At 33.1% G+C, this 13,215-nt stretch carries 12 protein-coding genes; 3 read left to right on the forward strand and 9 right to left on the reverse strand.

What is annotated here, in order from left to right; genetic code table 11:
- Positions 1–60 precede the first annotated feature (60 nt).
- From DUZ96_RS02360 to DUZ96_RS02370, 3 genes are all read right to left on the reverse strand, one after another.
- The gene (locus DUZ96_RS02360; RefSeq protein ID WP_114300161.1) at positions 61–2,376 is read right to left on the reverse strand and encodes a TonB-dependent siderophore receptor; all 2,316 of its coding nucleotides are present in this window, start codon (positions 2,374–2,376) and stop codon (positions 61–63) included.
- Positions 2,369–3,262 carry a FecR family protein gene (locus tag DUZ96_RS02365; protein WP_258774293.1) on the reverse strand — a complete coding sequence of 298 codons (894 nt, stop codon included), beginning with the start codon at positions 3,260–3,262 and terminating at the stop codon, positions 2,369–2,371. The genes DUZ96_RS02360 and DUZ96_RS02365 overlap by 8 nt, the downstream gene beginning before the upstream one ends.
- Positions 3,263–3,331: 69 nt before the next feature.
- A complete protein-coding gene (locus DUZ96_RS02370) occupies positions 3,332–3,847 on the reverse strand; it encodes an RNA polymerase sigma factor (protein ID WP_114300165.1) in 516 nt (171 codons plus the stop codon).
- A 103-nt stretch (positions 3,848–3,950) separates the two neighbouring features.
- Here DUZ96_RS02370 and DUZ96_RS02375 point away from each other — a divergent pair, with 103 nt between their 5' ends.
- The 3 genes from DUZ96_RS02375 to DUZ96_RS02385 all read left to right on the forward strand — a co-directional run bounded on the left by DUZ96_RS02375 (position 3,951) and on the right by DUZ96_RS02385 (position 8,657).
- Positions 3,951–6,233: a hypothetical protein gene (locus DUZ96_RS02375; RefSeq protein WP_114300166.1), complete on the forward strand. Its 2,283-nt coding sequence runs from the start codon at positions 3,951–3,953 to the stop codon at positions 6,231–6,233.
- Between the two features lie 186 nt (positions 6,234–6,419).
- Positions 6,420–7,751 (forward strand): signal recognition particle protein, encoded by a 1,332-nt coding sequence (gene ffh / locus DUZ96_RS02380; RefSeq protein ID WP_114300168.1) that lies wholly within the window; start codon positions 6,420–6,422, stop codon positions 7,749–7,751.
- Positions 7,752–7,781: 30 nt separating this feature from the next.
- Positions 7,782–8,657, forward strand: a complete 876-nt coding sequence (locus DUZ96_RS02385; protein ID WP_114300169.1) for a bifunctional 5,10-methylenetetrahydrofolate dehydrogenase/5,10-methenyltetrahydrofolate cyclohydrolase — start codon at positions 7,782–7,784, stop codon at positions 8,655–8,657.
- Positions 8,658–8,671: 14 nt separating this feature from the next.
- Here the strand turns inward: DUZ96_RS02385 and DUZ96_RS02390 are convergent, their stop codons facing one another.
- The 6 genes from DUZ96_RS02390 to DUZ96_RS02415 are packed head-to-tail and all read right to left on the reverse strand — an operon-like array spanning position 8,672 to position 13,194.
- Positions 8,672–9,094 carry a VOC family protein gene (locus tag DUZ96_RS02390; RefSeq protein ID WP_114300171.1) on the reverse strand — a complete coding sequence of 141 codons (423 nt, stop codon included), beginning with the start codon at positions 9,092–9,094 and terminating at the stop codon, positions 8,672–8,674.
- Between the two features lie 2 nt (positions 9,095–9,096).
- Complete coding sequence (gene rluF / locus DUZ96_RS02395) at positions 9,097–9,858, reverse strand: 23S rRNA pseudouridine(2604) synthase RluF (RefSeq protein ID WP_114300173.1); 762 nt, start codon at positions 9,856–9,858, stop codon at positions 9,097–9,099.
- 6 nt (positions 9,859–9,864) lie between these two features.
- Entirely contained in the window at positions 9,865–10,692 is an 828-nt protein-coding gene (locus DUZ96_RS02400; protein ID WP_114300175.1) for an alpha/beta hydrolase, read from the reverse strand.
- Positions 10,692–11,063, reverse strand: coding sequence for a cupin domain-containing protein (locus DUZ96_RS02405; protein WP_114300177.1), 372 nt, complete (start codon positions 11,061–11,063; stop codon positions 10,692–10,694). Before DUZ96_RS02405 ends, DUZ96_RS02400 begins: the two co-directional genes overlap by 1 nt.
- Position 11,064: 1 nt before the next feature.
- Positions 11,065–11,625: a hypothetical protein gene (locus DUZ96_RS02410; RefSeq protein WP_114300179.1), complete on the reverse strand. Its 561-nt coding sequence runs from the start codon at positions 11,623–11,625 to the stop codon at positions 11,065–11,067.
- Positions 11,626–11,655: 30 nt separating this feature from the next.
- Positions 11,656–13,194, reverse strand: coding sequence for a helicase HerA-like domain-containing protein (locus DUZ96_RS02415; RefSeq protein WP_114300181.1), 1,539 nt, complete (start codon positions 13,192–13,194; stop codon positions 11,656–11,658).
- Positions 13,195–13,215: the final 21 nt, after the last annotated feature.

Here is a 13,215-nt window from a genome sequence, read left to right on the forward strand (position 1 = left end):
TCTATATTTATAGTTGAGTTCAACCTCACTCAATTTTTCAGTTAAGGTTAAAATTAATAACTAAAATCTTATTCTTAAACTTAAATTTGGTGTAAATTTTAAAGACCTATTGTCTATTTGAACAATGGTATTGTCAGAATCAAAAGTATAAAAGCGATTAATGATATTGGTTTGATCAAATAAATTCCAAATTGAGGCGCCAATTTCTGCTTTGATATTATTTTTAAAATTAAAATTATATATAGCGGAAACGTCAGTTCTAAAATAATTGCTAATTCTAGAGCTATTTGGTGTTTTGTATTCTATTGTGCTATTAGTATCATCTTGGGTTTCACTTGGCTCAGTATAAGGTCTTCCAGAATGCCAATTGATACCTAATCCTATTTTAAAGTTATCAATATTATAAGTAAATGAAGCATTAGCAGTATGTGTTAAATCTAATGTGTTTGGAAACGGACTTCCATCATTTAAATTTCTAAATGTATAATCATTTTTACTGTAAGAGTAACTTAACCAAGTGCTAAAATCATCAAACCTTTTATTAATTAGAAAGTCAACACCTTTAATTGCGTACGAACCAATATCATTTACAAATTGAAATTGATTTTGAAACCCTTGACTTTTTGCTGTTATATTGTCTACAAACTTGTAATAGCCCTCAGCTGAAATTAATAAATCATTTTTATCATAGCTCAATCCAAGTGATGCCTGTTGACTTTTAATGATAGGAACATCAGTTCCATTTGCGAGTTGCCAACGTCTTTTTTCAATACCAAAAAAATCTTGTTGAAGGTCTATAATTTGAGTAATAGATTGGCTTTTTAATTCGGCCAAAAATTCTAGTCTAAAATTATCAAGGAACTTTTGGTTAAATGTAATTCGTGGTTCCATTAATACTTCAGAAACCTTATCAAAGTAGCTCATTCTTGCACCAAAGCGTATCGAACTATTTTTAGATAAAGAATTCCATTCTACCTCACCAAATAAAGCGTGTGTTCGTACAACCTCCTTTATTAAACTTGAGAATATAGGATTTGAAACATCTTCAAAATTTGTAACACCTACTTCATTAAACTGATAACCACTTTTTATAGCAAGGTTTTCACTAACGGTTTTAGAAAAGTCAATTCTAATACCTAAATCTTCGACTTTATTTTCTTGTACCAATATTTGGTTATTGGTAATATCATTATTAGAAGCCTCAATATCATAATTTGAAAAATAAGCTGTTACAGATGTTTCTAGGCTATTATCCCACAGTTTTGAGTAATTTATGCTTGCTCCAAAACTGTTTTGAAACAAGTCACTTTCGCTTTCTTGAAAACTATTCTGACTTGTGGTGTAGACTTGATTATAATCTAATCCATTATAAATGTTTAAAAAGTTGATTCTTAATTTGGCGGTGTCGTTTATATCGTAAAGGAATTTTAAGTTAAAATCATGAAATACAAAGCGTTCGTCCAAAGAAAGCTGAGTGCTGTTATTATTAGATGCATTTAGCTCAGAATCTCTAAAAATCCTATCAAAATAAGAGTCATAAGTTAGTGTTGCAAATACATCAGTAAATGATCGTCTAGCTGAAAGTTGTAGCTCGGTTTTTTGAGATAATGGAATTTTGGCAAACCCGTCGGCACTAATTAGGTTAGAGCCAATGCCTGCCTCGAATTGATTATCTAAATTATCAGAATTATTGATAGATATTATACTAGATACACCATTACCGAATCTAGCACTAGTGCCATTTTTTGAAATGTTCACCTCATTTGTTAAGTAAGGGTTAAATGCCGATATCAGCCCAAAAAAATGACCGCTTTGATACATTCTAATCCCTTCGTATAAAATTAAATTTTGATCATTTGTACCACCTCTTACATTTATGTTAGAAATTCTCTCATCAACACTTACAACGCCTGGTAATTTTTGTATTATTTGTAATACATCAGGTTCAATTAAACCTGGTAATATTTTAAAAGCTTTGGTATCTACTGTAATAGCGCCATTGTTGGTTTTTGCGATTCCCTTAGTGAGGTAGTTTTTAATGACCACTTCTTCTAGGCGCTGAACAATAAAATTATTAGAGGTTGGATTTTTTGATATGGCAATGAATCTATCACTGAGAATTTTGAACTCTAAATCAGTAGATAACCTCAATTCTCGTAAGACTTGTCTTAATGTGTAATTTGGATTGAGTTGAGGTAATGTAATTCCTTCAATGCTTTTAGGTTCATAAGAGAACTTAACCTCAAATTTTTCTTCAATTCCTTGCAGAATTGTTGCTAAGGGTAGCTGTTCACCCTTTTCGCTTTGACAATAACTTAAGTTAGAGAAGGTGATTAAAAAAAGATAAAAAACTACACAATGAAATAGTTTACTCACGTCTTAGTACAATAGATGAACCTGATTTATTGTAACCTAAATTTAGTGGTATTGTAATGGATTTCAATGCTAAATCTAAATTTTTGTGGGTAAAACTTCCGGTAAATAGACGAGACGTATCAACTTCATCGCTGTCTACAGTCAGATTATAGTGGTTTTCTAATTCAGTTATTACATGTTTTAATGGAATTTCTGTAAAACTGCTCTCGCCTTCTAGCCAAGTTGGTGCAGAGGCAAATATATTTTCTTTTGCAATTAGATGCTTTCCATCGATTAGTTTAACTGTGTTGCCTGGTTTTAATTTTGTTTCACTTCCATTATACTTAATAGAAACTAATCCTTCAAAACATGTAACTTCAAAATAGTTTTTTCTTTGCTTTACATTAAATTGTGTGCCTAGTACAGAAACAATACCATCGTTTGTTATTACATCAAATTTTTTACCTTTTGCAACTTTAAAGAAGGCTTCTCCACTAAGGTGAACTTCTCTGTTTTCTTCCCATTTTCTGTTATTATAAGTAATTGAGGAATTCGCATTTAATTCAACTTCAGAAGTATCAGGTAATTCAACTGTAGTAAGCTGTGCAATATCAGTATTGATATTTGTATCTAAAGAACCAGAATAATAATATATACTAAATCCTAGGGCCAAAACAGCTGCAATTCTTAAAAAAGGTCTATACCAATTTTTATGCGATTTAGAATAAATTTTAGGTTTTAATGCCTCAAAACTCTTATCTGCAATAAATTCAGGAGCCTTAAAACTTGTCATGGCGTTACCTAAGCGGATTATTTCTTTGTAATCCGGTAACTGCTCAAAGGCTTTTTGCTCTTGAGAATTGAGGTTATTATCTAACCATTTTTTTATGAGTTCGTCTTTATTCATAATTCACATTCAAACATAAAACAGTTTACTTTTATTTTTTCCTACCCTATCTATGCATTATTTTTAAAACTATAGTTCTTTTATGTCTTCCCTTAGTTTTTTTAGTGCACCATAAATCCTTTTTTCAACGGCTTTTGTTGATATATCTAATAAGGATGCAATTTCCTTAAAACGCTTGCCTTCAACTCTGTTCATTAAAAACGCCACACGTTGGGCTTCGGTTAAATTTGAGAGCGCCTTTTGGAGTTTTTGATGGTATTCTTTTTCCTGCATTACAAATTCAGGAGATTCTTTTGTAGCACTTTTCTGAGGTTGCTTGTTATATTTTAGTACTACCTTTTCATGTGCAACAGCATTTAACATCAAATTATTTGCAGTAGTAAATAAGAAACTCTTGGCTTTATCTGGTGAAATTTTAGAACAGTTCTGCCAAACCTTAATAAAAGCTTCCTGGACCTTGTCTTCAGGATTTAACCGTTCTCCAAATTTATAATAGAGAAAGTTGTGCAGATCTTTGGCATATTTTTTATAAAAATGCTCAAAGAAAGCATTCTCGCAAATATTATCTTTAATAGGTTGACTCATATTTTGTTTAGTGTTGCACAAATTATAAATATTTTTTTTAAATAAAGGGTAGGAGTTTTTTAGACTAGCCTGTTATATAAGTAAATCAAAAAATAAATATGTTATGAAGACCAAATTCAATCAATTTATCCTACTAGCCTTTTTTGCCCTATTAAGCTTCACAGCTTGTCAAAATGAAGAAACACAGGTTATCAATCCGTCTGAACAAGAAACAATAGTTCCTAGTTCTGCATTAGCCGGTTTAATGAGTAACACAACTGCTAATTATGGCGCTTATGACGATGTTCTAGATGGTTCTCCATGTTTCTCTATTGACCTGCCAGTAACAATAGTTATTAGTGATATTACAATAACTATTGAATCAGAAGAAGATTTAGATGAACTAGAAGATTTGTTTGAACAATTCGAGGGAAACGAAGATATTCTAGATTTTATCTTTCCTATTACAATCATTTTTAATGACTACACAGAAATAGTTATTGAAAATGAAGGTCAGTTAGAAAATTTTATCACTGATTGTGATGATGATGAAGATGATGTTATAGAGTGTATTGATTTTGTTTATCCAATTTCATTTTCTGTATTCAATGCTGATTTTGATATTATTGATACGGTAACTATTGAAAATGACGAGGCGCTTTATCACTTTCTAGAAGAACTAGAAGAAGACGATAACGCCTTGATAGTTAGTTTAAACTATCCGGTTACATTAGAATATGCCAATGGTGAAACCATTGAAGTAAATTCTAATGAAGAATTAGCAGAAGCTATTGAATTGGCATCTAATGATTGTGACGATGATGATGAAGAATATGAGTGTAATGAAGACAATATCACTGAGTTATTAGTTGAATGCCCTTGGGATATTGACGATGAATTCAATGATTTTGATGACTACCAAATTACTTTTAATGAAGATGGTACTTTAGAAATATCTGAAGATGATGCAACGTCGGCAATAGGAGGTAATTGGGAGTTAACAGCTACTGATGATGGACTTAAGTTAATACTTTCTGATCTAACCGCATTTGAACAAGACTTAGGAGGTATTTGGATAATTACAGAATGTGATGATGATGAATTAATCATAGAAAGAGGAGATTTCACAATTGAGTTAGATCAAGATTGTGATGATGATGAAGTAGATTGTTCTGTAGGGGAAATTTATGAAAGTATTGTAGAATGTGCGTGGTTGTTTGAGACTAATTTAATTGATACAACTGTTGCTGTATATGTTTACTTTACTCCAGATGGTCAGATATTAAATGCTAACGCAGATGGAACGGAATCAGTAATTGGAGCATGGGAGTTAACACTTACAGGGTCTCATATTTATTTTGATTTTGAATTTGAAAGTGAATTCGAAGTATTAAACGGCTTATGGAAAGTTGCTGAATGTGAAGATGATGAGCTTTACCTAATAAACGAGGAGAACTATATCCAATTATACCAAGAATGTGATGATGAAAATCCATTTGAGTGCTATGAGACTGATGGAATAGAATTAGTAGAATGTGATGAAGACGCTGATGGCTATGCCGTGTTTAATATTTACGAAGCTGTGCCAGATTGTAGTAGTCAAAACACTTTAATTATTTCATTCCATACAACAGAAGAGGGTGCTGTTTCAAATACAGATATTTTAGAAGTAGCACAAGCTTATTCAAGTATAAGTAATCCCCAGGCTGTTTATGTGAAAGTAGCATTATTTGATAACCAAGAGGAGTTTTATATCTATCCTGTTTATTTGATTTCAGAAAATTGTAGTCCATTTGAATGTTTTGAAAGCTTCGAAGCTGTTATAGAGAAATGTGACGAAGATAATGACGGAATAGAAGTATTTGATTTAACTGTGGCTTTTTCCAACTGTACGCCATCGGCTGAAGTTGTAACATATCACGAAACAGAAGCAGATGCGTTAAATGGTATTAATGCGATTTTATACCCTGAAGCATACACTAATGTATATGCAGAACAAATATTATTTATAAGAGTTCAAATTGAAAATCAGACTGAAATATTTCCAATATTTTTATATTTAGAGGATTGTTCTCAAGGTGTTTGTGCAGAGGGTGATGTTGATGAGATATTAGCCGAATGTTTTTGGATTCCAACAAGCTTTAATGGAGATGATAATTTAATTGATTGGGTCTTAAACTTTGAAGCTAATAGCCAAGCAGTTGTAATGACTAATGGAGAAACTGCAGTAACTGCAACATACACAACGTCAGGATCTGCTGATGGTGTAATTGTAGAGTTTTCAAATATTACTGGACCAGATATTCAAGTATTGACAGGTAGCTGGTTGGTGGTTGAATGCTCTTCTGAGTTTTTACATTTACAGAATGGAGACATAAACTTAATATTAGAAAGAACCTGTGATTAACATGAAGAACCGCTAAAGTAAGTTAGTATTTTTAGTAAGTTTAAGTTGATGAAAAGAGTTGCCCACCGCTAGGCGACTCTTTTTTATTGCATTATTATCAGTTTTCTATGTCTTAAATTAATAATATCGAGTTCGTTTATCTCTTGTAAATTCTTAAATTTGCAACTTCAATAACAGATAAATATTATGTTTAATAACTTAAGCGAAAAGTTAGATAAAGCGTTACACGTTCTTAAAGGACATGGGAGCATTACTGAAGTAAATGTTGCCGAGACTCTAAAAGAAGTAAGACGTGCGCTTTTAGATGCCGACGTTAACTTTAAGATTGCCAAACAATTTACCAATAAAGTAAAAGAAAAAGCACTTGGTCAAAATGTATTAACAACATTGCAACCAGGACAATTAATGGTTAAAATTGTTAAGGATGAGTTAACCGAATTAATGGGAGGTGATGCAGAAGGTATTAACTTATCTGGTAATCCTAGTGTAATTTTAATGTCTGGTTTACAAGGTTCTGGTAAAACAACATTTTCTGGTAAACTAGCCAACTATCTCAAAAACAAAAAAACTAAAAAACCTTTATTGGTTGCTTGTGATGTTTATCGTCCTGCCGCGATAGATCAGTTGCATGTAGTTGGAGACCAAATAGATGTTGAGGTATTTAGTGATAGAGGTAATAATGATCCTGTTGCAATTTCTCAGGCAGGTATTGCACATGCAAAAGCCAATGGACATAATGTAGTTATAATTGATACCGCAGGTCGTTTAGCTGTTGATGAGGCTATGATGACCGAAATATCAAATATTCATAAAGCTATTCAACCACAAGAAACTTTGTTTGTTGTGGATTCCATGACAGGACAGGATGCTGTAAATACAGCTAAAGCTTTTAATGATATTTTAAATTTTGATGGTGTTATCCTTACTAAATTAGATGGTGATACTAGAGGTGGTGCTGCTATATCTATTAAATCTGTTGTTAATAAGCCAATTAAATTTATTGGTACTGGTGAAAAGATGGAAGCGATTGATGTTTTCTATCCATCACGTATGGCAGATCGTATCCTTGGTATGGGTGATGTTGTTTCTCTTGTTGAAAGGGCACAGGAGCAGTTTGATGAGGAAGAAGCGAGAAAATTACAGAAGAAAATCGCGAAGAATCAGTTTGGTTTTGATGATTTCTTAAAGCAAATCCAGCAGATCAAAAAGATGGGCAACATGAAGGATCTTATTGGAATGATTCCTGGTGCTGGTAAAATGATGAAAGATATAGATATTGATGACGATGCTTTTAAAGGAATTGAGGCAATTATACATTCTATGACTCCTGGAGAACGTTCTAATCCATCTCTTCTAAATTCAAGCAGAAAAAAGCGTGTAGCGAAAGGGTCTGGTACAACTGTACAAGAAGTAAATCAATTGTTGAAGCAGTTTACTCAAATGAGTAAAATGATGAAAATGATGCAAGGTGGAAGCGGAAAACGCATGATGCAAATGATGAAAAACATGCCAAGATAAATCAAGTATATAAATTTATAAACCATTAGTATGACAATTTTAGACGGTAGAAAAACCAGTAGAGATATTAAAGATGAAATAAAGGCCGAAGTTGATAAAATGAAGGCTAATGGTGAAAAGGTGCCGCACTTAGCAGCTGTAATTGTTGGTAATGATGGTGCAAGTTTAACTTATGTTGGTAGTAAAGTTAGAGCTTGTGAGCGTGTAGGTTTTGAATCTACAATGTTACGTTTGTCAAACACAACTAGTGAAATTGAGTTACTTGATAAAATTGATGAACTCAATAACAATGATGATATAGATGGCTTTATTATTCAGTTGCCACTGCCACCTCAGATTAATACTCGTAAGGTTTTAATGGCAGTTAATCCAAATAAAGATGTTGATGGATTCCATCCAATGAATTTTGGTAAAATGGCATTAGATATGTCTACCTTCATTCCAGCTACTCCATTTGGAATTTTGGAATTATTAGACCGTTATGGTGTTGAAACTGATGGGAAGCATACTGTAATAATCGGTCGCTCACATATTGTGGGAAGACCAATGAGTATATTGATGGGTCGTAAAGGATTTCCTGGTAACTCTACAGTAACATTAACACATAGTCATACCAAAAATATAACTCAAATTACATCTCAAGCAGATATTATTATTTCTGCTTTAGGTATTCCAAATTTTTTGAAGGCAGAAATGGTGAAAGATGATGCTGTTATTATCGATGTTGGTATTACTCGAGTACCGGATGATTCAGATAAGGGATATTATATCACTGGAGATGTAGATTTTGAAAATGTAAGTAAGAAGGCTAGTTTTATAACCCCAGTGCCTGGCGGAGTAGGACCTATGACAATTGCTATGCTCTTAAAAAATACGCTATTGGCGAGAGAGCAACATCGTAGTTAATAATCAAACAACAATTATTTAGCAAATAGCTGGTTCATATCTTTAAATGCCTTAAATTCCAAGGCATTGCCTGAAGGGTCTAAAAAAAACATTGTTGCTTGTTCACCAACTTGTCCTTCAAATCTTATGTAGGGTTCTATTATAAATTCAATGCCTTTTGATTTTAATAAATCTGCGAATTTTTGAAATGAATCCCAAGGTAATACTACACCAAAATGTGGTACAGGTACGTTTTTACCGTCTACGGCATTAGTATGCAGTTCTTCTTCAGATTTTGGCTTATAATGAATAACAAGTTGATGTCCGAAAAAGTTGTAATCTACCCAGTGGTCGCTACTTCTACCTTCTTCAAACTTTAAAACATTAGAGTAAAAGTTTCTACACTCTGCTAAATTGTGTACAGGTATTGCGAGATGAAAAGGGGAAAGCTGAGTCATTTTTATTTTCTTTTGATACGATTTATTTGTGGTTGAAATGTTTTTTTTGAGTCACTAACTAGATCTGTCAGTGTTTTAAACTCCTCACTAGTTAACTCACGGTATTTACCTACCGGAACATCTAATTCAATATTCATTATTCTAACTCTTTTTAAAGTTTTGACATTATAATTTAAATAGTCACACATACGTCTAATCTGTCTATTCAGTCCTTGGGTTAAAATAATACTGAAGGTGTATTTATCAATCTTGTTTACTTTACATTTTTTGGTGCGTTGTCCTAATGCTTCAATATAGATACCACCTGCCATTCGTTCAATGAATGTTTGAGAAATTGGCCTGTCAACTGTAACCACATATTCCTTTTCATGGTTATTGCTAGCTCTTAAAATTTTGTTTACAATATCACCATCGTCTGTAAGTAAAATTAATCCTTCACTTGGCTTATCTAATCTACCAATAGGGAAGATTCGTTTTGGGTAATTGATATAATCAATAATATTATCCTTTTCAACCCTTGTGTCTGTAGTGCACACAATACCTACAGGTTTATTAAATGCTAAGTAGACAAAATCTTTCTTTCGTTTTCCAACAATTTCACCATCCACTTTTACAACATCACCTGAAGCTACTTTTGTACCCATTTCTGGTATAACATCATTGATTGTTACTCGTCCAGCATCAATTAATCGATCTGCTTCCCGGCGTGAGCAATAACCTGCTTCGCTCAAATATTTATTTAACCGTTTTAATTCGTTGGACATTAATCCTTAATTATTTATAAATTTAATAATAGGAGGTGTTATGGACTTATCTCTTAAACTATGTCCAAAACCAGAGGTTGTTATAAGTTCTGAATTTTTATAACGATTTGCAAATAACAACGCATCTTCGTAAGGAATTATTTTATCCTTTTTGTCATGTATTATCAGTCCTTTGGCATTTATTACTGTTGTGAAATTTGCCGCAGAAAAGTAATCGGTTGGTTTGCCAAATCGTTCAAGAACAATTCTATCTAATCCTTCAGAAATACGATGATTATAGCCCATCATTGTTTTATATCTAGTAAAAACGCCAGTAAAATGTGCAGGTGCACCTAAGAGCACCATTTTATTTATAAAATCTAGTTGATGATTATGCATGCAAAAAACACTTGCCATTCCACCAACAGAATGTCCAATTAATACTTCTGGTTTATAAGCATTGGCAACTACATTGATAAATTCAGAATATAATATAGCATTAAACTGTTTACCATCTGAAATGCCATGTGCTGGACCGTCCAGTAGAATGACGTTATACTTTTGTTTTAATAAATCATCTAATATATAAGACCAACGAGACGCATTGCTTTCCCATCCATGGGCCAACAAAATGGTTTTATTTGTGCCCTTAAAATGATACGTCGCTATTTTAAGATTGTTGTAAGACAGTTCTTGAAAATCCGCTGGCTCTAATATTTTCTTTTGAGATTCATTGTATCTACCTTTCCTGGGTGAGGCAAATAAGTTTAAAGCTTTCTTTGATGCATATTTAGCCGAAACAATACTCGTAGCATTTAATGCCTTGCCAATTGATTTAATTACAAAACTGCTCATTATAGGTCCTCTCTATTAACTGAATTTATGGAAAAGGCTGGTAAGCAAATTGCAATATACTCACAAGGTTCAGTAAATGGGTTTGAATACTGAAGTCGAGTATTTTTCTCAATTTTTATGGACTGACCTGCCTCCAAAATTATAGTTTCGTCATTTATGATAAATTGTTTTTTACCCTTAATTATAAAAGTGTATTCATCAAATTCAGGTGTTTGAAAAGGTTCACTCCAGCCTGGAGGCGCAACCATGTGAGCAATACTAATATTGGCGTTACCATCTGACGCTAAGCCAAAGTGTTCCTTTATTACTTTACCATCGTCAGTAGGTACAATAAAAGGTGATTTCTGAATAACATATTTTTTCTCTTTCATTTTACCAATGAATCATAAAATATTTAATTCTCGTCTCTCCTGGAATTTGAATTGCGTCAATAGTCCGTTCTGTAGTAAATCTTAGTGCTGCAGGTAAATCATTTTTATCAATTGTAAATGTAGCATCGATTTCATTTACGGAAATAACCAGGGAGTTATCGATGAGCTTATCAATTTTAGAGATGTTATAGCTGTCGTTTATTGCTTTAAACGTACTCAACGTGGAAATGTCTTTATCCGTTTTATATCGACTGTCCATTATTGTAATGCTAGAAATTACTGATGTGGAGTCTAAGGCCTCTCTAGGGGAAAGATCTAGGAGTTTTTTACCACCTTTTTCAAAGACTTCAATACTATTTACAGAACCGGCAAACTCATCTCCAGCAACATAACGCACTACCGAATCATTTGCGAAAATCATATCGAGATCCTTCACTTGGGTAGAATCAGTTAATAATCCTATTTGGCCTTTTTTAACCAAGAAGGGATCTGTAGATTTGACTTCTTTGCAACTTGCAAAAAGCAAAGCAAATATTACTGAAATAACTAAAATGTTTTTCATGGCGTTTATAAAATTAATTCAGGTTTGAATTTATTTGAGCATTTTTGTGAGTATACCAAGTACACTTCTGATAACAGTTGGACTAGATAAAACCTTAACAATTGGATTTTGTCTTGTACTTCTTCTACGAGAGGAAGAGGTTCTTCTTTTGCTTTCTGCTTTCTTAAGCGCCTCTTGTTCTTCCTTTGCTTTTTGTTTTGCTTCTTCTGCCTCTGCTTGCTCTATTTTTTTATTTAGCATTTCATAAGCACTATTGCGATCAATTTCTTCATTGTATTTTCTTGCTAATTTAGAAGCAGTGAGTAGACTACCTAACTCAGATTCCGTCAAGATATCCATTCTACTCATTGGTGCTCGCATCATGGTTGCTGCCAATGGAGTTGGTTTTCCTTTTTCGTCTAAAGCAGAGACTAAAGCTTCACCAATACCTAAAGAAGTTAAAACATCTGCCGTATCATAATATTCAGTATCTGGATAGTTTTGTGCAGTTAGCTTAATTGCCTTTCTGTCTTTGGCAGTGAATGCGCGTAAGGCATGCTGCACCTTAAGCCCTAATTGGCCAAGTACAGCTTCTGGTACATCTGTTGGATTTTGAGTAACAAAATATAAACCAACACCTTTACTTCTAATAAGCTTAACGATACTTTCTATCTGATTAAGTAGGGCATCTGAAGCTTCATTAAAGATAAGATGAGCTTCATCAATAAACATGATTAGTTCTGGTCTACCACTATCACCTTGTTCAGGGAATGTAGAGTATATTTCAGCTAATAAACTAAGCATAAACGTTGAAAACAACTTAGGCTTATCTTGTATATCGGTTAATCTTATAATATTTATATAACCACGACCATTTTCATCTACTCTTAATAAATCCTGAGTATCAAAAGAGGTTTCTCCAAAAAACAAATCACCACCTTGTTGCTCTAGTTCAATCAGTTTTCTTAAGATAGCTCCCGTTGATGCCGTTGAAATTCTACCATAAGCTTCTTGAAATTCTTTTTTACCCTCACCTGTAGAGTATTGTAGTATTTTCTTGAAATCCTTAAGGTCTAAAAGTGGCAAATGGTTATCGTCACAATACTTAAAAATTACTGAGATAATACCAGCTTGGGTTTCTGTAACATCTAGAATTCTCGAAATTAATACAGGTCCAAACTCACTTATTGTTGCTCGTAATCTAACACCATTTTGTTCAGACAAGGTTAAGATCTCAACAGGAAATTCTTTTGCTTCAAAAGGAACTCCAATTTTTTCATGACGTTCATCAATTTTTGGATGACCAGGACTGGCTTTTGCCAATCCACTTAAATCACCTTTAATATCCATTAATAAAACAGGTACACCTTTTTCAGATAAATTTTCAGCCAATACTTGTAGTGTCTTAGTTTTACCAGTTCCGGTAGCACCCGCTATAAGACCATGCCTGTTCATGGTCTTTAAAGGAACATTTACATATGCATTAGTCATAGTTACACCTTCAAGCATTGCAGCACCAAGTGTTATATAGTCACCTTTAAAGGTGTTGCCTTTTGCAATGTCATTTCTGAATTTGTCTGATTTCGTCATGGATCACATATTTTGCATAAA

Origin of the sequence: Winogradskyella sp. KYW1333 (assembly GCF_003335675.1) — a bacterium.
Classification (GTDB): domain Bacteria; phylum Bacteroidota; class Bacteroidia; order Flavobacteriales; family Flavobacteriaceae; genus Winogradskyella.